Annotated in this window: 18 protein-coding genes; 7 read left to right on the top strand and 11 right to left on the bottom strand. The window is 71.0% G+C overall.

Features of this window, described 5'->3' with window-relative positions; genetic code table 11:
• Positions 1 to 48: 48 nt before the first annotated feature.
• Positions 49 to 918 carry a serine hydrolase gene (locus ACFC0D_RS15990; protein ID WP_376435419.1) on the bottom strand — a complete coding sequence of 290 codons (870 nt, stop codon included), beginning with the start codon at positions 916 to 918 and terminating at the stop codon, positions 49 to 51.
• Positions 915 to 1,874: a LysR family transcriptional regulator gene (locus ACFC0D_RS15985; protein WP_376435416.1), complete on the bottom strand. Its 960-nt coding sequence runs from the start codon at positions 1,872 to 1,874 to the stop codon at positions 915 to 917. Before ACFC0D_RS15985 ends, ACFC0D_RS15990 begins: the two co-directional genes overlap by 4 nt.
• A 306-nt stretch (positions 1,875 to 2,180) precedes the next feature.
• Between ACFC0D_RS15985 and ACFC0D_RS15980 the strand changes: the two genes are divergently transcribed.
• The 4 genes from ACFC0D_RS15980 (at position 2,181) to ACFC0D_RS15965 (ending at position 4,831) form a co-directional block, all read left to right on the top strand.
• Complete coding sequence (locus ACFC0D_RS15980; RefSeq protein WP_376435413.1) at positions 2,181 to 2,783, top strand: 50S ribosomal protein L25/general stress protein Ctc; 603 nt, start codon at positions 2,181 to 2,183, stop codon at positions 2,781 to 2,783.
• 102 nt (positions 2,784 to 2,885) lie between these two features.
• Positions 2,886 to 3,482, top strand: coding sequence for an aminoacyl-tRNA hydrolase (gene pth, locus ACFC0D_RS15975; protein WP_376435410.1), 597 nt, complete (start codon positions 2,886 to 2,888; stop codon positions 3,480 to 3,482).
• A gap of 69 nt (positions 3,483 to 3,551) precedes the next feature.
• Positions 3,552 to 3,995: a hypothetical protein gene (locus tag ACFC0D_RS15970; protein ID WP_376435407.1), complete on the top strand. Its 444-nt coding sequence runs from the start codon at positions 3,552 to 3,554 to the stop codon at positions 3,993 to 3,995.
• Between the two features lie 122 nt (positions 3,996 to 4,117).
• A complete protein-coding gene (locus tag ACFC0D_RS15965; protein WP_376435404.1) occupies positions 4,118 to 4,831 on the top strand; it encodes an LPXTG cell wall anchor domain-containing protein in 714 nt (237 codons plus the stop codon).
• Positions 4,832 to 4,900: 69 nt separating this feature from the next.
• Here the strand turns inward: ACFC0D_RS15965 and ppc are convergent, their stop codons facing one another.
• The gene (gene ppc, locus ACFC0D_RS15960) at positions 4,901 to 7,630 is read right to left on the bottom strand and encodes a phosphoenolpyruvate carboxylase (RefSeq protein WP_376435401.1); all 2,730 of its coding nucleotides are present in this window, start codon (positions 7,628 to 7,630) and stop codon (positions 4,901 to 4,903) included.
• A gap of 414 nt (positions 7,631 to 8,044) precedes the next feature.
• Between ppc and ACFC0D_RS15955 the strand changes: the two genes are divergently transcribed.
• Together ACFC0D_RS15955 and ACFC0D_RS15950 are read left to right on the top strand one after the other, a co-directional pair.
• The gene (locus ACFC0D_RS15955) at positions 8,045 to 9,013 is read left to right on the top strand and encodes an acyl-CoA desaturase (protein ID WP_376435399.1); all 969 of its coding nucleotides are present in this window, start codon (positions 8,045 to 8,047) and stop codon (positions 9,011 to 9,013) included.
• Positions 9,013 to 9,687 carry a TetR/AcrR family transcriptional regulator gene (locus ACFC0D_RS15950; RefSeq protein WP_376435486.1) on the top strand — a complete coding sequence of 225 codons (675 nt, stop codon included), beginning with the start codon at positions 9,013 to 9,015 and terminating at the stop codon, positions 9,685 to 9,687. Before ACFC0D_RS15955 ends, ACFC0D_RS15950 begins: the two co-directional genes overlap by 1 nt.
• 90 nt (positions 9,688 to 9,777) lie before the next feature.
• Here the strand turns inward: ACFC0D_RS15950 and ACFC0D_RS15945 are convergent, their stop codons facing one another.
• On the bottom strand, positions 9,778 to 10,620 hold the full coding sequence (locus tag ACFC0D_RS15945) for a trans-aconitate 2-methyltransferase (RefSeq protein WP_376435396.1): 843 nt from the start codon (positions 10,618 to 10,620) through the stop codon (positions 9,778 to 9,780).
• A gap of 131 nt (positions 10,621 to 10,751) precedes the next feature.
• Here ACFC0D_RS15945 and ACFC0D_RS15940 point away from each other — a divergent pair, with 131 nt between their 5' ends.
• The gene (locus ACFC0D_RS15940; protein ID WP_355114470.1) at positions 10,752 to 11,249 is read left to right on the top strand and encodes a MarR family transcriptional regulator; all 498 of its coding nucleotides are present in this window, start codon (positions 10,752 to 10,754) and stop codon (positions 11,247 to 11,249) included.
• On the opposite strand, the gene ACFC0D_RS15935 is transcribed toward ACFC0D_RS15940, so the two are convergent.
• The 7 genes from ACFC0D_RS15935 to ACFC0D_RS15905 all read right to left on the bottom strand — a co-directional run bounded on the left by ACFC0D_RS15935 (position 11,208) and on the right by ACFC0D_RS15905 (position 19,954).
• Positions 11,208 to 11,996: a LuxR C-terminal-related transcriptional regulator gene (locus ACFC0D_RS15935; protein ID WP_376435393.1), complete on the bottom strand. Its 789-nt coding sequence runs from the start codon at positions 11,994 to 11,996 to the stop codon at positions 11,208 to 11,210. The two genes, ACFC0D_RS15940 and ACFC0D_RS15935, sit on opposite strands and share 42 nt — an antisense overlap.
• A 292-nt stretch (positions 11,997 to 12,288) precedes the next feature.
• Positions 12,289 to 13,428 (bottom strand): galactokinase, encoded by a 1,140-nt coding sequence (gene galK, locus ACFC0D_RS15930; protein WP_376435391.1) that lies wholly within the window; start codon positions 13,426 to 13,428, stop codon positions 12,289 to 12,291.
• Positions 13,425 to 14,405 (bottom strand): UDP-glucose 4-epimerase GalE, encoded by a 981-nt coding sequence (gene galE, locus ACFC0D_RS15925; RefSeq protein ID WP_376435389.1) that lies wholly within the window; start codon positions 14,403 to 14,405, stop codon positions 13,425 to 13,427. Before galE ends, galK begins: the two co-directional genes overlap by 4 nt.
• Positions 14,402 to 15,445: a galactose-1-phosphate uridylyltransferase gene (galT, locus tag ACFC0D_RS15920; RefSeq protein ID WP_376435387.1), complete on the bottom strand. Its 1,044-nt coding sequence runs from the start codon at positions 15,443 to 15,445 to the stop codon at positions 14,402 to 14,404. The genes galE and galT overlap by 4 nt, the downstream gene beginning before the upstream one ends.
• Before the next feature lie 121 nt (positions 15,446 to 15,566).
• Positions 15,567 to 16,256 (bottom strand): LuxR C-terminal-related transcriptional regulator, encoded by a 690-nt coding sequence (locus tag ACFC0D_RS15915; protein WP_329119632.1) that lies wholly within the window; start codon positions 16,254 to 16,256, stop codon positions 15,567 to 15,569.
• Between the two features lie 268 nt (positions 16,257 to 16,524).
• Positions 16,525 to 18,327 (bottom strand): PQQ-binding-like beta-propeller repeat protein, encoded by a 1,803-nt coding sequence (locus ACFC0D_RS15910; RefSeq protein WP_376435384.1) that lies wholly within the window; start codon positions 18,325 to 18,327, stop codon positions 16,525 to 16,527.
• 46 nt (positions 18,328 to 18,373) lie between these two features.
• Positions 18,374 to 19,954, bottom strand: coding sequence for a PQQ-binding-like beta-propeller repeat protein (locus ACFC0D_RS15905; RefSeq protein ID WP_376435381.1), 1,581 nt, complete (start codon positions 19,952 to 19,954; stop codon positions 18,374 to 18,376).
• Between the last annotated feature and the right edge of the window lie 8 nt (positions 19,955 to 19,962).

Here is a 19,962-nt window from a genome sequence, read left to right as displayed (position 1 = left end):
GGAAGGCCCGCTTCCCTTTCGGGAGGCGGGCCTTCCTCATGCCCTCGGTCATGTCCTCAGCGCGTCCACCGCGATGCGTGCGGCCTTGCCGATGGCCGCGTCCGCCGCCGGGAGGGTGACCGTGGTCGCGGCGGCCCGGGTGAAGACGGCGATGGCGTAGCGGCCGCCGTCGGGGTATTCGACGACTCCGGCTTCGTGGCGCAGGGTCGGCAGGGAGCCGGTCTTGCCGCTGACGCGGACGTCGTCGAAGGGGAATCCGGCGGCGAGGCGGTGGCTCCAGGTCTGGAGTCCGAGGATGGTGCGGAGTTCTTGCGCGTACTCGCCCGTGCAGAGTTCGTCGCGCCAGATGGCGGCGAGGAGGGCGGCGATCTCGCGGGCTGTGGAGCGGTTGGTGCGGGTGGGGTCGAGGGCGCGGAGGCGGGTGACGACGGTGGGGTCGGTGAGGGCCGCGGGTGTGCCGTCGGCGTCCTCGCGGAGGGTGGCGTAGAGCTCGCGCATGGTGTGGACGGCGATGGTGCGGGTGAGGCCGAGGTCGGCCATGGTGCGGTTGACGGTGTCGAGGCCGATGGCGTCGATGAGGAGGTCCGCGGCGGTGTTGTCGCTGACGGCGACGGCGAGGCCGGCGAGGTCGCGCAGGGAGAGTCGGGCCGCGTCGCGCATGGTGGCGAGGCCGGTGGCGCCGGGTGAGCGGCCTTCGGCGGGGATGTCGACGGGGTGGCGCAGGTCGATGTGACCGTGGGCTGCTTGTCGGTAGAGGGCGGCGATGACGCACAGCTTGTGGACGCTCGCGGTGGGGGTTTCGAGGTCGGCGCCGATGGTGATGGTGGTGCCGGTGTCGATGTCGGTGGCGTGGAGCTGTCCGGTGACGCCCGCGTCGGTGAAGGCCGAGGTGATGCGTGTACGGGCTGCGGCGGTCACAGGGGGAACTCCGATGCGGGGCGGGGGAAGAGCACTCTCGAGGATGCGCCGGCGGGGGTGTCGCTGATCATGCCCGCGTGGTCGCGGAGGGTTTCGTGGGCGGTGCCGGCGAAGAGGCGTACGGCGGGTCCGTCGCGGCCTTGGGGCCAGGCGGTGGAGGTGCGCCAGGTGACGGGGTTGTCGCGTAGGGGGCGCCAGATGGTGCCGGGTTCGGCCGGGGAGCGGGGCTGGAGGGCGACGGCGCCTCCGGAGAGGACGAGTCCGCGGGTGAAGTCGGGTGCTGCGGCTTCGTGGACGGTGGCGGGGGTGCAGCCGTGTCGGGCGCAGGCGGTGAGGGTTTCGTCGTGGAGTGCGGGGGCTTCGGCGCGGGGGAAGAGGACGAGGTCGCGGCCGGTGAGGGCGGCTGCGGGGATGTCGGTGTGGGTGGCGAGGGGGTCGGTGTCGGGGAGGAGGACGCCGAGGGGCTGGTGGAGGAGGGGGCCGAAGGCGAGGCCGGGGGCGGGGCAGGGGTGACGGACGACGCCGACGTCGAGGGTGCCGGCGGTGAGTTCGGCGGTCTGCTGGGTGCTGGTGAGTTCGCGGAGGTCGAGGTCGCCGCCCGGGGAGCGGTCGCGGTAGGTGATGAGGAGGGCTCCGACGGCTGCGGCGCCGAGGCGGGGTGGGACGGCGGCGCGGAGGGTGCCGGCCTGGCCGCTGCGGACGCGGGCGACGGCGGTGGTGAGCCGGTCGGCGGCGGTGAGGAGGTGTTCGGCTTCGGCAAGGACGAGGCGGCCGGCGGGGGTGAGGGTGGTGCCGCGGCTGGTGCGGTCGAGGAGGCGGACGCCGAGTTCGTGTTCGAGGCGTTGGATGCGCTGGGAGAGGGAGGGCTGGGCCATGCGCAGGCGTTCGGCGGCGCGTCCGAAGTGTTGCTCCTCGGCGACGGTCCGGAAGTACCGCAGGTGCAGCAGCAGGTCCATGGGCGGCAAGGATAGGCAGTCGGCTGTCGCTGTCCCGGCGATCGGGGTCCGGTGATCCGGGAGGGGTCCGGCAGGGGATCCGGGAGGGGTCCGGAACGGGTCTGGCAGGGGTCCGGAACGGGTCTGGCAGGGGGTCCGGGTGATCCAATTGGGTGGGGCGGCGCGCGGCGAGTAGACTGCCGTAGTTGCTCGGCGAGGGAGGCCGTACCGGTGAGGTGCGGCGGTCCGTTATCGACGCGCTCTTCGTAGCAGGCCAGTCGTGGCCGGGTAGCCACACTGTTCTGTTTCTGCTTACGAGGAGTGCATATGTCCGAGGTGAAGATCTCCGCCGAGGTTCGTTCCGAGTTCGGCAAGGGTGCGGCCCGTTCGATCCGTCGTGAGAACAAGGTTCCCGGCGTCGTCTACGGTCACGGCACCGAGCCGGTCCACGTGACGCTTCCGGGCCACGAGCTGCTGCTCGCCCTGCGTACCCCGAACGTTCTGCTGTCCCTGGACATCGACGGCAAGAACGAGCTGGCGATCCCGAAGGCCGTCCAGCGTGACGCGATCAAGGGTTACCTGGTCCACGTCGACCTGATCCTGGTCAAGCGTGGCGAGAAGGTCACGGTCGAGATCCCGGTTCAGGCCGAGGGTGAGCTCGCCGCCGGTGGCAACCTGCTGGAGCACGTGCTGAACACGCTCTCCGTCGAGGCCGAGGCCACCCACATCCCCGAGGCCGTCACGGTCTCCGTGGAGGGCCTGGAGGCCGGTGCCTCCATCCTCGCCAAGGACATCACGCTCCCGAACGGTGTGACCCTGTCCACCGACGCCGACGCTGTCGTCCTGCAGATCCTGGCCGCGCAGGCCGAGGAGCCGGCTGCCGAGGCCGCCGAGGGCGAGGCCGCCGAGGCCGAGGGCGCCGAGGCCTGAGCCGTAGGCTCTGTCTGACGCGGACGGGGTGGTGGGCTGCGGCCCGCCACCCCGTTCCCCTGTTCCCCGCCCAGTAGTACGCAGACGAGGAGACGTCCCACGATGACGGACGACGCGAACGCCCCCTGGCTGATCGTCGGCCTCGGCAACCCGGGTCCCGAGTACGCCGCGAACCGCCACAATGTGGGCTTCATGGTCGTGGATCTGCTCGCTGACCGTATCGGCGGGAAGTTCAAGCGGGCGCAGAAGGCGCAGGCGCAGGTGGTCGAGGGCCGGATGGGACCTCCCGGGCCTGCCAACCGTCGGGTGATCCTCGCGAAGCCGATGTCGTACATGAATCTCTCGGGCGGTCCGGTGACGGCGCTGCGGGACTTCTACAAGGTGCCGACGGCGCACGTGGTGGCGATCCATGACGAGCTGGACATCGACTACGGGGTGCTGCGGCTGAAGATCGGTGGTGGCGACAACGGCCACAACGGTCTGAAGTCGATGACGAAGGCGATGAGCGCCGAGTATCACCGGGTGCGGTTCGGGATCGGTCGTCCGCCGGGTCGTATGCAGGTCGCGGATTTCGTTCTGAAGGACTTCTCGTCGACGGAGCGCAAGGAGCTGGACTTCTTCGTGGACCGGGCGGCGGACTCCGTCGAGTGCCTGGTGGCGGAGGGTCTGGAGCGCGCGCAGTCCGCGTACAACTCCTGATCGGGGCGGCGCCCCGTGTGCAGCTCCTGATCGACGCGCCGGAACAGTACGACTGTACGATCGCGGGTCATGACGCACGCCCGTAACGCCGCCATGGCCCTGGTCGCCCTGCTGCTCCTCGTCGCGGGAGCGTGGTCGTCCTGGGGTTCGGCGCAGCACATCCTGCTTTCCAAGGGCCGTGAGCACGGCACGTTGACGGTGACCGGCTGCAACGAGGAGACGTGCAGCGGCCGTTATGTCCCGGACGGTCCGCCTTCGCCGCACAGCACGCTGACGATCGACCGCTCGGTGGCGGCGGACAAGGGTCAGACGGTGCCGGTGGTGGTGAAGCCGGACACGGCGGAGGCCGTACGGACGGGGTGGGGCGGCGGGCTGCACGCCTGGCTGCCGTTGGGCGGGGCGCTGCTGCTCGCGGCGCCGCTCGTCGGGGGCGGGCTGCGGCTGACGCGGACGGCGTGGTCGCTGGCGGGTGCGGGTGGACTGCTGCTGGTTGGAACGTTCTTCGCGTTGTGACCCATAACGGGAGGGGCTGGCGGGATTGTTATCAAGCCATGGGTTAAGGATGGCTTAAAGAGGAGGCTAGGCTGCCTTCGCCGCCCCCCACGGCATCCCTCATCCCAGATGGACGACTGCACATGCGACGATCCCTCATTCCCGCGGGCGCGCTGGTCGCGGCCCTGGCGGGCTCTCTGCTGCTGGCCCCGGCGGCCTCGGCCTCGGGCAAGCCCAAGGGCGACAACGGCACAGTGAAGATCCACGACTCGAAGACCGGCGAGGAGCTCCGTAAGAACGAGCCCAAGGTCTGCTCCTTCTACATCGACGCCTTCGGCTTCGACGCGGGCCAGAAGGTGAACTGGCACATCGAGGCGTGGGCCAACAACGAGCAGGACAAGGGCACCACGGTCAAGACCGGCCTGATCACGCTCGACGCCGACGGCCACGAGCGCACCACGGACATGACCCTCCCGAACGGCCAGTACAAGCTGTTCTGGAACTTCGAGGGCGAGAACGGCCGCGCGAAGCACAAGGTCTTCAAGACCGACTGCCCGCCGGCCGAGACCCCCGGAACGGAAACCCCCGGCACCGAAACCCCCGGCACGGAGACCCCGGGCACCGAGACCCCCGGTACGGAGACCCCGGAGACCCCCGGCACCGAGACGCCCGGATCCTCCGAGTCGCCCTCCGCCACCGCCCCGGGCAAGCCGGGCGACACCACCGGCGGCACCGATGGCAACCTGGCCGAGACCGGCTCCAGCGCGCCCGTCGGCATCATGGCCGCCTTCGCCGTCGCCCTCGCGGGTGCCGGTGCGTTCCTGGTGACGCGTCGCCGCAAGGTCCAGCAGCACTGATTCGCCGATACAGCGAAGTGCCCCCGCCTGAAGGGTTTCCGGCGGGGGCACTGTCGTACGCGGGGCAGGTCAGCCGGTGTTGCGCAGGCCGGCCGCGACACCGTTCACCGTGAGCAGGAGGGCTCGGGCGAGCAGCGGGTCCGGGTCCTCGCCGCGCTCGGCCGCGGCGCGCTGACGGGCCAGCAGGGCGACCTGGAGGTAGGAGATCGGGTCCAGGTAGGCGTCGCGGATGGCGAAGGTCTGCTGGAGCACCGGGTTGGAGTCGAGCAGCTTCCGGCCGCCCGTCACCTTCAGGACCTCGGCGACGGTGAGCGCGTGCTCCGCCTCGATGGTGGCGAAGACGTGCTTGAGCTCGTCGGGGACGAGGGTGTCGACGTAGTGCCGGGCGATCCGCAGGTCGGTCTTCGCGAGCGTCATCTCGACGTTGGCGAGGAAGTTCCGGAAGAAGTGCCAGCGCTCGTACATCTCGCCGAGGACCGGGTCGAGGCCCGCTTCGCGGAGGGCCTTGAGGCCGGAGCCGACGCCGAACCAGCCGGGGACGATCTGGCGGGACTGGGTCCAGCCGAACACCCACGGGATGGCGCGGAGTCCGTCGAGGGAGACGCCGGAGCCGGGGCGGCGCGAGGGCCGTGAGCCCAGGTGCAGGTCGGCGAGCTGGTCGACGGGGGTGGAGGCGAGGAAGTAAGCCGGCAGGCCGGGGTCCTCGACGAGCGTGCGGTACGCGGTGTGGGCGGCGTCCGAGACGGTGTCCATGGCCGCGTCCCAGCGGGCCAGTGCCTCGTCGGACTGGCGCGGCGCGGTGTGCAGGGCGGAGGCCTGCAGCGTGGCGGCGACGGTCAGTTCGAGGTTCTCGCGGGCCAGGGACGGGATGAGGTACTTGTCGGAGATGACCTCGCCCTGCTCGGTCACCTTGATCTCGCCCTCCAGGGTGCCCCAGGGCTGGGCGAGGATCGCGTCGTGCGAGGGGCCGCCGCCTCGGCCGACGGTGCCGCCGCGGCCGTGGAAGAGCCGGAGCCGTACGCCGTAGCGGTGGGCGACGTCGCGCAGCCTCCGCTGGGCCCGGTGGATCTCCCACTGCGAGGTGGTGATGCCGCCGAACTTGGAGGAGTCGGAGTAGCCGAGCATGACCTCCTGCACGTCGCCGCGGAGCGAGACGAGGCGGCGGTAGGAGGGGTCGGCGAGCATCCCGTCGAGGATGACGTCGGCGGCCTTCAGCTCGTCGGTGGTCTCCAGGAGCGGCACGATGCCGATCTTGGCCCAGCCGGCGTGCAGGTCGATCAGTCCGGCCTCGCGGGCGAGGACGGCGGCGGCGAAGACGTCGTCGGCACCCTGGCACATCGAGATGATGTACGACTCGATGACCTCGGGGCCGAAGCGCTCGAAGGCTTCCTTGACGGTGTGGAAGACACCGAGGGTCTTCTCGCCGGCGGCGTCCAGCGGGGCCGGGGTGGGCGCGAGCGGGCGGCGGGAGCGCAGCTCCTTGGCGAGCAGCTTCTGCCGGTAGTCGCGGGGCATGTCGGCATACCGCCAGGACTCCTCGCCGAGCCGGTCGAAGAGCTGGCCGAGTGCGTGGTGGTGGGCGTCGGCGTGCTCGCGGACGTCCATGGTGGCGAGCTGGAGGCCGAAGGCGGACAGGGTGCGGATGGTGCGGTCCATCCGGCCGTCGGCGAACAGGGCGCCGCGGTGCTCGCGCAGCGAGGTCTGGATCAGGGCGAGGTCGTGGACCAGCTCGGCGGTGCCGAGGTAGTCGCGGCCGTCCTGGTGCGGGGTGCCCTGGGCGAGACGCTCGCGGGTGTTGAGGAGCTTCTGGCGGATGCAGGTGGCCTTGAGCCGGTACGGCTCCTCCGCGTTGAGGCGCTTGTAGCGGGGGCTGATCTCGGGCAGCCGCTCCAGGTCGGCCTGGAGGGAGGTGAGCAGTTCCTCCGTCGCGCCCGCGTACCGGATGGAGTTGGAGAGGAAGCCGCGCAGCTCGTCGATCATCTCGAGCGCGTCGGTGATGCCGTGCTCGTGCTGGAGGATCAGCACGTCCCGGGTGACGGCGGGGGTGACGTTGGGGTTGCCGTCGCGGTCTCCGCCGATCCAGGTGCCGAAGGTCAGCGGGCGGGTCCCGGCCGGCAGCTCGATGCCGACGCGCTCGAGCTCGGCGGCGAGGTCCTCCAGGACGTCGCCGACGGCGCCGGCGTGCAGCTCGTCGAGGTAGTAGATGGCGTTGCGGGCCTCGTCGGCGGGCTCGGGGCGGACGACCCGGAGCTCGTCGGTCTGCCAGATGAGGTCGATGTTCTCGGCGAGCCGCAGGTCGTGGCGGCGCCGGTCGGCCTCGATGACCGGGGTCTCCAGGAGGGCGGCGATCCGGCGCAGCTTGTTGAGGACCGAGCGGCGGGCGGCCTCGGTGGGGTGCGCGGTGAAGACGGGCCGTACGTTGAGGTTCCGTACCGTCTCGCGGACGTGCTGGGGGTCGCCGTCCTTGAGCATGTCGGCGGTGCGGGCGAGCAGTCCGCCCTCGGCGGCGCGCTTCTCGCGCATCTCGCGGCCGCGGTGGACCTGCTCGGTGACGTTCGCCAGGTGGAAGTACGTGGAGAAGGCGCGCACCAGCTTGGCTGCGGTCTCCAGGTCGGTCTCGCCGAGCAGCTCGGCGGCTGCCTCGCCGTTCTCGCGGGTGAGGCTGCGGACCTTCTCGACGAGGTCGAGAAGGTCGTGTCCTTCCTGGCGGACGAGGGTCTCGCCCAGCAGATCGCCCAGTCGGCGGATGTCGGATCGCAGCTCGGCGCTGGCGGTGGGGGTCTGGTCGGCACTGCTCACAGGTGCGGCTCCTTGCAGTGTTTGAGCACGTCTGGAGGGGTACTGGAGGCTTGCGGACCGCGCTGTCCGACGCACACAGGATAGGTGTCCATTCCCTGGACTCCGCCCTAGGGCGTGTCCGGCGGATCAGGGCCGGTCAGGCCGCGGCGTCTGGTGCGGTGTATCGCAAGGCGCCGGAACGCTCTAATAGCGGAGCTATTCGGGCGTTTCGGCAACGCGGCGAGGCGCCGTGCCAGGCGTCGCGGACCCGGCCCTGATCCGCCGGACACGCCCTAGCCCCTCTTGCGCCCTCTTGCCGCGCGCCACCGCGCTGCCATACTTACGTCGCCGTAGGTTACGGAGGCGTAGCCACGCGCTCTTTTTGTCCCGTTCCGCTCACTTTCATCCTCATCCCTTCATCCCCAGGGGACACCCATGACCACAAGCCCCGAGATGCTCGAAACCGAACAGGCCCTGCCCCCCGCCACGCTCGGCGGGGACAAGAAGCGATCGATCGAGCAGATCACGCTGCTGCTGTTCATCACGGTGCCCTTCATCGCCCTGGTCGCGGCCGTGCCGCTGGCCTGGAGCTGGGGCGGCGTGTCCTGGCTCGATCTGGCCCTGCTGGTGACGATGTACTACGTCGGCTGTCACGGCATCACGATCGGCTTCCACCGTTACTTCACCCATGGCTCCTTCAAGGCCAAGCGGCCGCTGCGGATCGCGCTCGCGATCATGGGCTCGCTGGCGGTGGAGGGCCCGCTGGTGCGCTGGGTGGCCGACCATCGCAAGCACCACAAGTTCTCCGACGCGGAGGGCGACCCGCACTCGCCGTGGCGCTTCGGGGAGACGGTGCCGGCCCTGATGAAGGGGCTGTGGTGGGCGCACATCGGCTGGATGTTCGACGAGGAGCGCACGCCGCAGGCGAAGTACGCGCCCGATCTGATCAAGGACCCGGCGATCCGGCGGATCTCCCGTGACTTCATCTACTGGACGGCGCTGTCCCTGGCGATCCCGCCGCTGGTCGGCGGTCTGGTGACGATGTCCTGGTGGGGCGCGTTCACCGCGTTCTTCTGGGGTTCGCTGGTCCGGGTCGCGCTGCTGCACCACGTGACGTGGTCGATCAACTCGATCTGTCACGCGGTCGGCAAGCGCCCCTTCAAGTCCCGGGACCGTTCGGGCAACGTGTGGTGGCTGGCGGTGCTGTCCTGCGGCGAGTCGTGGCACAACCTGCACCACGCGGACCCGACCTCGGCGCGGCACGGGGTGCTGCGGGGCCAGGTCGACTCCAGCGCGCGGCTGATCCGCTGGTTCGAGCGCCTGGGCTGGGCGTACGACGTGCGCTGGCCGAACGCCTCCCGGATCGAAGCCCGACGCCGGGGCGAGCCCGTCGACGCGGCATGATGGAGAACGTGGCGATCGACGGCAGTACCAGCAGCAGCGAGAACAAGCCCCGGCGTGGCCGCCGGGTGAGGATGACGGGCGCGGAGCGCCGGGAGCAACTGCTGGACATCGGTCGGACGCTCTTCGCCGCGAAGGGGTTCGAGGGCACGTCGGTGGAGGAGATCGCGGCGAAGGCCGGGGTGTCCAAGCCGGTGGTGTACGAGCACTTCGGCGGCAAGGAGGGGCTGTACGCGGTCGTGGTCGACCGGGAGATGCGCCAGCTGCTCGAGATGGTGAACGGTGCGCTGACGGCCGGGCACCCGCGCGAGCTCCTGGAGCAGGCGGCCTTCGCTCTCCTCGACTACATCGAGCGGTACACCGACGGTTTCCGGATCCTGGTCCGCGATTCGCCGGTGGCGCAGTCGACCGGCACGTTCGCCTCGCTGATCAGCGACATCGCCACGCAGGTCGAGGACATCCTGGGTCTGGAGTTCAAGGCCCGTGGCTTCGACCCGAAGCTGGCCCCGCTGTACGCGCAGGCGCTGGTGGGCAGTGTGGCGCTGACGGGCCAGTGGTGGCTGGACGTCCGTAAGCCGAAGAAGGCGGAGGTCGCGGCGCACCTGGTGAATCTGGCGTGGCACGGCCTGGACGGTCTCGAGCAGAAGCCGCGGTTGATAGGGCATCGCAAGAGCTGACGTGACGGTCGGGCGGTTCACGGGCGCGCCGCCCCCGGTTTAGGTGGGGGGGGCCCCCGCGTGAACCGGGCCGTGTCGACCGCGGCTCCATCATCGTGGCTTCGTCGCTACGGCGAAGATGCGGCGGAAGGGGAAGACCGTGCCGTGCGGCCCCGGGGGGTATGCCTCGCGCAGCAGGTCGCGGTATTGGGCGAGGAAGGCGTCGGTCGCCTCCTGGTCGCCGTCCAGTGCGGTCAGTACGGGGCGCAGTGCGGTGCCCTTGACCCAGTCGAGGACGGGGTCCTCGCCGAGCAGGAGTTGTGAGTAGGTGGTCTCCCAGGTGTCGGTCTCGCAGCCGAGGTCGGCAAGGCGGTTCAGATAGTCGGCCGCGTCGAGGACATGGACGAATCGCCGCCCCTCGCCATGGAGGCGGTCGCGCCATTGCGGGGCGTCGCAGAGTTCGCCGAGCAGGGCGTGGCTCGGCGAGGTGAAGTTGCCGGGGACCTGGAAGGCGAGCGTTCCGCCCGGCTTGAGGCCGTCGATCCAGGGAGCGAAGGACTCGGGGTGGTTGGGGACCCATTGGAGGGCGGCGTTGGAGACGATCAGGTCGTAGGGCTCTTCGGGAGTCCAGTGGGCGGCGTCGGCGCGCCGGAAGTCCAGCCAGCCGCCGCCGGACGTGGTGCCGGCCCAGTCCTTCTCCGCCTGTTCCAGCATGTCCGGTGAGAGGTCGAAGCCGGTGATGTGGGCGTCCGGCCAGCGGTCGGCGAGCAGGACGGTCACATTGCCGGGGCCGCAGCCGAGGTCGGCGATCCGAGCGGGGCGGTCACCTGTGGGGAGGTGTGGTATTCGGGCGAGCAGGTCGAGGAAGGGTCGGGCGCGGTGGCCGGAGTGCCGGAGGTACTGCTGCGGGTCCCATGTTGGTGCTGCGGACGCCGAGGATGGTGCGGAATGCATGTTCGAGCCCCCTTGCTGGAACGAGTTGCCGAAGCGGAACAGGGTTCCGGCCCGGTCCTTCCCCATAGTCCAGCGGAATATATCTTGACGTCAAGAGACTTTATGTCAACAGACCCTCTACACTGATCGACATGGAGGACGAGGTCGACCGGCTGGTCGCTGCATGGCGCCGTGAGCGCCCGGACCTCGACGTGGAACCGCTCGAGGTGTTGAGCCGCGTCTCACGGCTCGCCCGCCACCTCGACCGCGCCCGTCGGCTCGCATTCTCCGAGCATCAGCTGGAGCCCTGGGAGTTCGACGTCCTCACGTCGCTGCGCCGCGCCGGCGCCCCGTACCAGCTCTCCCCCGGCCAGCTCCTCACCCAGACGCTGGTCACCTCGGGCACCATGACCAACCGCATCGACAGGCTCACCAAGAAGGGCCTGGTCGAGCGGCTGCCCGACCCCAGCGACCGGCGTGGGGTCCTGGTCCGCCTGACCCCCGAGGGCCGCGACCGGGCCGACCAGGCGCTCGCCGGGCTGCTCGCCCAGGAGCGGGCCATCCTGGCCCAGCTCTCCCGCACCCAGCGGGGCGAACTGGCGGGGCTGCTACGCCAGCTGACCGCCCCGTTCGACAACATCCCCGGCTAGCGGATGCCCGCCCAGCTCGGCGGGGCCGACACCGGCCCGGCGCGCCAGGGCGACCGCGGCCAGCGTGGAGTGCACGCCCAGCTTTCCGAGCACGTTCTGCATGTGCGTACGGACGGTGTGCGGGGAGAGGAAGAGCCGCTCGGCCACGGCCTTGCGCCCCAGGCCCGCCACCATGCAGCGCAGCACCTCCACCTCGCGCGGGGTCAGCGACTCCACCAGCTGTTCGCTCTCGGTCCGGTGCTTCCGGGCCGCCGTCAGCTCCCGTAGAACACCGGTGAGAAGGGCGGGCGGCAGATGCGTCTCGTCGCGCAGGACACCGCGGATCACGGCGAGCAGCCGCTGCAGCGAGCAGTCCTTGGCGACCCATCCCGAGGCCCCGGCCTGCAGCGCGAGGGCGGCCCGGTGGGCATCGTCCTTCTCCGCGAGCACGACCGTACGGACGGCCGGCTGGGCCGAACGGACCCCGGCGACCAGCGAGATGCCGTCGACGACGCCCTCACCGTTGTCCGGTACGACCCGGGCCACCGCGACCGAAGCCGCCGGCCCGGCGACCGCGCCGAGGTCGGCGTCGATCAGCATCACGTCGTACCGGCGCCCTTCGGCGACCGCGCGGTCCAGACAGCGCAGGGCGGCGGGGCCGCTGCCCGCGGCGGACACGTCGACGTCCGGCTCCGCCGCGAGCGCGGCCGCCAGAGACTCGGCGAAGATGCGGTGGTCGTCCACCACCAGGACCCGGATGCGACCCACGGACACCCCCAAGTGTCGAGGAACGGACCGGCGCGGGTACGGCGCCGGGGACGGGGGTCCGTCGACCGCACGGCCGCCGCCGTGCAGTGACTGTTACCCCGTCCCGAACGCCGTACCCGACTGGTCTCGCCCCCTGATCAGCACCGGCCCCCACCGGCGCTGTGCATCAGAGTACGGGCGGGGCGCCGCCGCGGAAGCCGATTCGCAGAAGTGGCCGAACACCTCGGTACAGCTGCGACGCATGTGTCCGATCGCGACAGAAGTCGACAATTGAGGGGCTCTTTCCGGGCATTCAGAGCCGTCGCGCACCCTCCGACGGCACCGCGGGGAAGATCCTCGGGGCGGTGTACCCGGCCTCGGCGAAAGCCTTCTCCACCGCCGCGGCCACCTGGTCCGCCGCCCGCTCCTCCACAAGGACGACCGCCGAGCCGCCGAAGCCGCCGCCCGTCATCCGCGCCCCGAGCGCCCCGGCCGCGTTCGCCGCCTCGACCGTCAGGTCCAACTCGGGACAGGAGACCCGCAGATCGTCCCGGAGCGAGGCATGGCCCTCCGTGAGGACCGGGCCGACCGCCCGCGCGTCCCCGGCGTCGAGGAGGGCGATGGTGCGCTCGACCCGGTGGTTGTCCGAGACGACGTGCCGGACATAGCGGCGAACCGATTCGTCGCTCAAACGCGCGAGAGCATCGGGCAGTTGCACGTACGGGACTTCGCGCAGCGCGCGCACACCGAGCGCCCGCGCACCGGCCTCGCACCCGGCGCGTCGCTCCGCGTACGCGCCGTCCCCGAGCGCGTGCTTCACCCGGGTGTCCACGACGAGCAGCCGCAGCCCGAGCGCGGCGAGGTCGAAGGGCACCTGGCGGTACGAGAGGTCGCGGGTGTCCAGGAAGAGCGCATGGCCCTCGTCCGCGCACGCGGACGCCATCTGGTCCATCACCCCGCAGGGGACGCCGACGAAGGCGTTCTCCGCGCGCTGGGCGAGAACGGCGAGTTCGGGACGGCTCAGACCGAGCCCGAACAGATCGTTCAGGGCGAGCGCGGTGACGACCTCGAGGGCGGCGGAGGAGGAGAGCCCCGCGCCGGTCGGGACGGTCGAGGCGAGATGTATGTCCGCCCCGGTGACCGGGTGGCCCGCCTCGCGCAGCGCCCAGACGACTCCGGCGGGGTACGCGGCCCAGCCCGCGCCGGAGAGGGGTTCGAGGGCGTCGGCATCGAGCTGGACGACCCCGCCCTCGACATCCGCGGAGTGCACCCGCAGCACCCCGTCGTCACGCCGGGACACGGCGGCCACGGCCGCGTGCGGCAGGGCCAGCGGCATCACGAAGCCCTCGTTGAAGTCGGTGTACTCACCGATCAGGTTGACGCGCCCGGGGGCGGCCCAGACGCCCTCCGGCGCCGCCCCGTACAGCGCTTCGAACTCGCCCGCCACGCTCATCCGCGTCCCCGCTCCCGCTCTCTCGCGAACGCCCACGCGTCGCGCACGATGTCCGCCAGGTCCGGGCGGGACGGAATCCAGCCGAGCCGCTCGCGCGCGGCCTCCGCCGAGGCGACGAGCACCGCCGGGTCGCCGGGCCGGCGCGCGGCCGTCACCTCGGGAACCGCGTGCCCGGTCACCTTGCGCACCGTCTCGACGACCTCGCGCACGGAGAAGCCGTTGCCGTTGCCGAGGTTGCAGATCAGATGCTCGCCGGGCGTCATGGCGCCGAGTGCCAGCAGATGGGCCTCGGCGAGGTCCGCGACATGAATGTAGTCGCGCACGCAGGTGCCGTCGGGGGTCGGGTAGTCGTCGCCGTAGACGCTGATCGCCTCCCGGCGGCCGAGGGCGACCTCCAGGACGAGCGGGATCAGGTGCGACTCGGGGTCGTGGCGCTCGCCGCAGTCGCCGTACGCGCCGGCCACGTTGAAGTAGCGCAGCGAGACCGCGGCGAGGCCGTGGGCGGCGCACTCTCCGCCGATCATGTGGTCCACGGCCAGCTTGGAGGCGCCGTAGGGGCTCGTCGGAGCGGTCGCCGCGGACTCGGTGATCGGGACGGACTCCGGCTCGCCGTAGGTGGCGGCCGTGGAGGAGAAGACCAGCTTGCGCACGCCCGCCGCGCGCATGGCGGCCAGCAGGGCCATCGTCCCGCCGACGTTGTTCTCCCAGTACTTCTCCGGCTTGGCGACGGACTCGCCGACCTGGGAGAAGGCGGCGAAGTGCAGGACGCCGTCGTAGGAGCCGTCGAGCCACCTCGCGGCGTCCTGGACGCGGCCCTCGACGAACTCCGCGCCGGCCGGGACGCCTTCGGCGAAGCCGGTGGAGAGGTCGTCGAGGACGGTGACCTCGTGGCCCGCCTCCAGCAGATGGCGGGCGACCGTGCTCCCCACGTATCCCGCGCCGCCGGTCACCAGGTATTTGGATGTCGCAGCCTTCATGTGGTCGCCACCTCTCGGAGTCGCTCGGCCGCCGTCTCCGGCGGCACGTCGTTCATGAACGCGCCCATGCCGGACTCGGTGCCCGCGAGGAACTTCAGTCTGCCGGGCGCCCGCCGGACGGTGAAAAGCTCCAGGTGCAGCCCGAACTCCTCCCGGTCCGCGCCGGCGAACGGCGCCTGGTGCCAGGCGGCGATGTACGGCGTGGGCGGCTCGTCCGGACCGAAGATCCGGTCGAAGCGTCTCAACAGTTCCAGATAGATCTGTGCGAAGTCTGTGCGCGCCGCGTCGTCGAGGGCCCGGAGATCGGGCACCCGGCGTGTCGGATGGAGGTGGATCTCGTACGGCCAGTGCGCGGCGTACGGCACGAAGGCGATCCAGTGCTCGCTCTCCAGGACGACGCGGACGCCGTCGGAGCGCTCGCGGGCGACGAGGTCGTCGAAGAGGTTGCGTCCGGTGCGCGCCCGGTGCTCGGCTGCGTTGCGCAGCTGGAGGGCGGTACGGGGGGTGGTGAACGGGAACGCGTAGATCTGGCCGTGGGGGTGGCCGAGGGTGACGCCGATCTCGGCGCCCCGGTTCTCGAAGCAGTAGACCTGCTCGACGCCGGGCCGCTCGGCGAGCTCGGCGGTCCGGTCGGTCCAGGCGTCGAGGACGAGCGCGGCGCGCTCGGGGGTGAGGTCGGCGAAGGACGCGTCGTGGTCGGCCGTGAAGCAGACGACCTCGCACCGCCCGGCGTCCCCGGCGAGGGAGGGGAAGCGGTTCTCGAAGACGGCGACCTCGTAGTCCGCGGCCGGGATCTCGCTCTGCCGCCGGTCGGCGGAGGGACAGAGCGGGCACTCGTCGGCGGGCGGATGGTAGGTCCGCGTCTGCCGGTGCGAGGCGATGACGACGTTGTCCCCGAGGAGCGCGTCGTACCGGATCTCGGACCGGGAGGAGACGGGATCGAGGGGCCGCGCGTCGACACCGTCGCGAACGGCGTCGCCCCGCGCGTCGTAGTAGATGAGCTCGCGCCCGTCGGCGAGCGTGGTGACGGTCTTCTTCACAAGGTGTCCTCAGAAGGGAACCAAACAGAACCACGCACAAGGAACCACAACCAAACATCGACAGTCAACGCTCAGGGCGCTTTGTGCACGTTGGTTCCTACGGAAGCGGCCCGCGCGGCCCTCAGGGGTGCTCCCTCCGCGCGCCCGGGACGGGTGCGTGGTCCAGCAACCCCGTCCGCGCGGCGAGCGCCGCCGCCTCCAGGCGGGAGCCGACGCCCAGTTTCATCAGGACCCGCTGGACATGCGTCCGTGCCGTGCTCGGGGCGATGCCCATGCCCGCGGCGATCAGGCGGGTGTCCTCCCCCTCCGCCACCCGGACCAGGACCTCGACCTCCCTCGGCGTCAGCATTCCGAGCAGCCGCTGCCCCTCGTCGTCCGGCTGGACCGCCGGGTTGAGCAGCTCGGCGAAGGCCCCCTGGAGGAGCTGCGGCGCCACCGCCGTCTCCCCCGCCCGCGCCTTGATCAGCGCCCGCTCGACGCCCTCGATGCGCTCGTCGTGTCGTACGTATCCCGACGCGCCGGCCGCGAAGGCGGCCGCGATCCCGCGCGGCGAGGGCACCGGGCCGAGCACGACCACGGCCACCTGCGGCCGCTCGCGCTTGATCCGCACGATCGGGTCGAAGACCCCCGGCTCGGCCGGGGCGGCCGTGCCGAGCAGACACACCTCCGGCGCCCGGCTCACCACCAGCTCCGCGGCGCCCGCCACCGGGGCGGCCGCCGCGAGCACCCGGTGCCCGCGCAATTTCAATGCCGAGGCGAGCGCCTCGGCGAGCAGTCGGTGGTCGTCGACCACCATGAGCCGCACGCCCATCGAGCAACCCCTTATCCCCCCTGGTGCCGTCCCCCGGCCCCAGCACTCCGATGACCCGGCAAACTACACGCTCCTGGGGGCATACGTTCCCGAACTCCGACGGAATGCCACCCACGGGCCGAAATCGCCTCGCTCGGACACCTCCTGGCGGAACGTCAGCCTCCGCCTCATGGCCGGATCGGACCGGCCGGATCGCCCGGGGCGGACACACGGACGGCCCGGCGCATCGACAGGTCGACGCGCCGGGCCGTCCCGGTCACCGGCGGAGTCAGTTCGTGCTGAACCCCAGCGCCAGGTACTCCTTGAGGTCCGTGGAGGACGACTCACGCGGCTTGCTGACCATCACCGCGGAGATGAACATCCGGCCGTTCCCGTAGAGGATCTCGGAGTAGTCCTCGCTGAAGGTGTCCTCCGCGTCGCGCACCGACTTGTCCGACGGGTTCTCCATGAGGACCGTCGCCTTCATCGTGCCGCCGTCGATCGAGACGACCTGTCCGCCCTTGTCGTACGGCGGAACCTTGTACGCGATGAGGTTGCCGCCGTCCATCCGCAGCGGCACCAGCGTGTACCGGTCCCCGGCGTCCGCCTTGTCGGCGGTCGTCTTCCCGTTGGCCAGGTCGAACGAGACGATCTCGTTGGTCTCGTCGCCGTACTCCCCGGTGGAGCCCTCGTGCTCCTCGGTCGGCAGGTAGAGCCGGTTGTTGCCGACGAGCACCTTGGAGCACGACTCGACCTTGGTCGAACGGCAGCGGGCCGCGAACCGGTCCGCGTTCGCCGCGATCTTGGCCTTCAGCTTGCCGGTCTTCTCGTCGATCGAGAAGAAGTCCGAGATGCCGCTGCCGTCACCGGCGGTGTCACCGACGTCGGCCGCGACGACCAGCGGCTTGGTCGAGACGACCGACGCGTACTTCACGCCCGCGGGCATCTTGTACTGCGAGATCGGCCGGCCCGTCGTCGGGTCGAGGTTCTGGATCATGACGTACCCGGCGTCGTACGACCCGCACTTGCGCGCGGCGACGATACCCTCGCCGCCGCCGTATCCCATGTCGTAGCAGCTGTTGCTGTCGACCGACGGCTTCCACCGCGGGTTGCCGTTGGCCAGGTCGAAGGCGGCGCCGCCGTCCGAGCCGCCGGCCGCGACGGTCGTGCCGCTCAGCGTGACCTCACTGAACCGCGCCTTCTGGTCGCCGGCCGAACCGCCGGTGACCGACGTCGACCACACCAGCTTGCCGGTGGTCAGGTCGACCACACCGACCTCGGTGCACGGCTGGTAGAACTTCGGCGCGACACGCTTGGTCGCCTCGAAGAGGATCGGGACCTTGTGGTCGGCCGTGACATGGCGCGAGGAGCCGCAGACCTGGCCCGCCAGGGGCAGCGTCCACAGCGGAGTGCCCTTGTCGAGGTCGTAGGCGACGATCGAGTTGACGCCCGTCTTCACGAACGCCTTGTCCGTGATCCAGGAGCCGGTCACGTCCGTGAGGTCCGTGACCTTCGGCTTCGGCAGCTGGAAGGACAGCTTGGACTGGGTGTTGGCGGGCACCTTCTCCTTGCCGTTGCCGCCGAGCCCGTTGCCCTTGCCCCCGTCCTGGCCCTGGGTCGAGCCGGAGCCGCCCTTGGCGTTGGGGGTCTCCTCACCGCCACCGGAGTTGGCGTACCAGATGCCGCCGCCGACGATCAGGGCGACGGCGACCACCGCGGCGATCACGATCTGCATCTGCGCGGACAGCTTCTTGCCGCCGCCGGCCGGCACGGGCGCCTGCGGGTACTGCGGCTGGGTGGGGTAGCCGTACCCCTGCGGCCCGGGAGGTGCCCCCATCGGCTGCGTCGGCGGCTGCGGGTACCCGTACTGCGGTTGTGTCGGCGGCTGCGGGTATCCGTACTGCTGCTGCGGCTGCGTGGGCGGCTGCTGGGGATACCCGTAACCGGGCTGCTCCGGCGGCGGCGTGGGTGCGCCGAACCCGCCGGGCGGGGGGTCCTGGGGCGCGCCGAAGCCCCCCTGGGGCGGGCCGGGCGGCTGGTTCGGCGGCGGGCCGGGCGGCTGGTTCGGCGGGGGCGGCGGTGGCTGGGTCATGGCGTGAGTACCTCTGAGGTGTCGGAAGAAGGGTGGGGAACCGGTGTCACTTGCCGAAGGCCATCAGCGTCTCCCTCTCCCGCTCCTCGTCGTCGGTCGTGCCCGCGATGAGACTCTGCACAAGGATGAACCGGCCGTCGACGTACAGCGCCGGGGAGTCGTAGTAGCGCCACGCGGCGCGCGACGCGGCGCGTGGAACGCGGAGGAACTCGACGGCCTTGGTCGCGCCCGGCGCGACGGTGGCCAGCGAACTGGGCTCGTCGAGCAGCGCCGCCATGCGGACGACGAGCGAACCGCCCTCCATCCGCAGCGGCCAGGCCGTGCGTCCCTGGATCCCGGGAATGTGCCGGACCACCTTGCCGCTGTCGAGGTCGAACGCGACGATCTCGTTGGGCTTGTCCTTGGACGGTGCGACGGTGGCGATGTAGACGGTGGAGTCGTCCGCGACGACCCGACAGCGCTGCAGGTTGCCGTCGTGGGTGGACTCGTCCGTGCACCCTTCGGCGTACTGGCCGTCGCCCTGGAGCGAGGTGCGTTTCGTTCCGTCCTCGTTGAGGACGACCATGCCGTGGCCGCCCTCGGCGCGGTTGGTGGCCGAGACGATGAGCGGCCGCATGGAGAGGACGTGGTCCACCCGGTAGCCGACCGGGAGCCGGTACTTCCAGCGGGACTTGCCCGTCACCGGATCCACCTCGTGGATCTCCTCCTGCGGTTTGTCCGCGTCGGAGGTCGGGCAGGAGACCGCGGCGACGAGCTTGTGGCCGCCTGCGTACGCGTACGGCTGGCACTCGCTCTTGTCCCACCGGCCGAACAGCTGCTTGCCGTCGCTGAGGCGGTAGCCGGTCGAGTATCCGTGCCGGCCGAAGGTGACCGTACCGCCGCTCATCGCGATCGAGTACTGGCTCATGAAGTCGAAGTCACCCTCCTTCACGACCTTCGTCTTCCAGCCGAGCTTGCCTGCGCGCAGGTCGACCATCTGGAGTTGGCGACACTCGTCCATCTCGGCGTGGAGCTTGCTCTTGAGGGCGAGGGCGATCTTCCCGTCCTCGGAGGGCAGATGCGGCGCCTTGCAGATCTCGGTGTCCAGGGTCAGTCGCCACTTCACCGCGCCGTCCTTCACCGAATGAGCGGTGACCGTGCGGTACATGGCGGTGACGACGATGTCCCCGTCGACCCAGGGGCCGAAGATGAAGCCGCCGAGCTGGGGCACGTCGATGTCGTTCTTGCGGACCCAGAGGACGGAGGCGTCGCCGGGGCCGCGCCCCTTGTTGTAGTCGGCCGCGGCGGCGGCGTCCGGCCCGGGGGGACCCGAGGGCTTCGGGGAAGGCGTCCCCCCAGTGGGACTTGCGCTCGGGGACGCCTTGTCGTCCTTGCGCTCCCCGGTGCCGGAGAGGGCGTACCAGGTCACGCCGCCGACGGCGAGCAGCGCCGCCACGACCGCCGCGATCACGGCGGTCGTGCGGCGCTTGCGGCCGCCGGGCGGCTCGGCCTGCGGCTGCTGCTGCGTCGGCGGTGGAGCCGACGGGGGCGGTCCGTACGGGCCGGGCTGCCCGCCCCCGTACGGATTGAGCCGTCCGTACGGTCCGTGCGTCGGTTCGGGCGGAGCCGGCTGCTGCGGAGTGCTCATCGCTGTCG

Origin of the sequence: Streptomyces sp. NPDC056222 (assembly GCF_042264065.1) — a bacterium.
Classification (GTDB): Bacteria; Actinomycetota; Actinomycetes; order Streptomycetales; family Streptomycetaceae; genus Streptomyces.
Note: the sequence above shows the minus strand (reverse complement) of the source record. Positions and strands in the feature narration are given on the sequence as shown.

Bases quoted from the DNA above. Each gene is read 5' to 3' on its own strand.
- pth (WP_376435410.1), top strand. From the start codon at position 2,886: ATGACGGACGACGCGAACGCCCCCTGGCTGATCGTCGGCCTCGGCAAC.
- ACFC0D_RS15950 (WP_376435486.1), top strand. From the start codon at position 9,013: ATGGAGAACGTGGCGATCGACGGCAGTACCAGCAGCAGCGAGAACAAG.
- ACFC0D_RS15910 (WP_376435384.1), bottom strand. From the start codon at position 18,327: ATGACCCAGCCACCGCCGCCCCCGCCGAACCAGCCGCCCGGCCCGCCG.
- ACFC0D_RS15980 (WP_376435413.1), top strand. From the start codon at position 2,181: ATGTCCGAGGTGAAGATCTCCGCCGAGGTTCGTTCCGAGTTCGGCAAG.
- ACFC0D_RS15970 (WP_376435407.1), top strand. From the start codon at position 3,552: ATGACGCACGCCCGTAACGCCGCCATGGCCCTGGTCGCCCTGCTGCTC.
- ACFC0D_RS15955 (WP_376435399.1), top strand. From the start codon at position 8,045: ATGACCACAAGCCCCGAGATGCTCGAAACCGAACAGGCCCTGCCCCCC.
- ACFC0D_RS15915 (WP_329119632.1), bottom strand. From the start codon at position 16,256: ATGGGCGTGCGGCTCATGGTGGTCGACGACCACCGACTGCTCGCCGAG.
- galE (WP_376435389.1), bottom strand. From the start codon at position 14,405: ATGAAGGCTGCGACATCCAAATACCTGGTGACCGGCGGCGCGGGATAC.
- ACFC0D_RS15945 (WP_376435396.1), bottom strand. From the start codon at position 10,620: ATGCATTCCGCACCATCCTCGGCGTCCGCAGCACCAACATGGGACCCG.
- ACFC0D_RS15940 (WP_355114470.1), top strand. From the start codon at position 10,752: ATGGAGGACGAGGTCGACCGGCTGGTCGCTGCATGGCGCCGTGAGCGC.
- ACFC0D_RS15965 (WP_376435404.1), top strand. From the start codon at position 4,118: ATGCGACGATCCCTCATTCCCGCGGGCGCGCTGGTCGCGGCCCTGGCG.
- ACFC0D_RS15905 (WP_376435381.1), bottom strand. From the start codon at position 19,954: ATGAGCACTCCGCAGCAGCCGGCTCCGCCCGAACCGACGCACGGACCG.
- galK (WP_376435391.1), bottom strand. From the start codon at position 13,428: ATGAGCGTGGCGGGCGAGTTCGAAGCGCTGTACGGGGCGGCGCCGGAG.
- ACFC0D_RS15985 (WP_376435416.1), bottom strand. From the start codon at position 1,874: ATGGACCTGCTGCTGCACCTGCGGTACTTCCGGACCGTCGCCGAGGAG.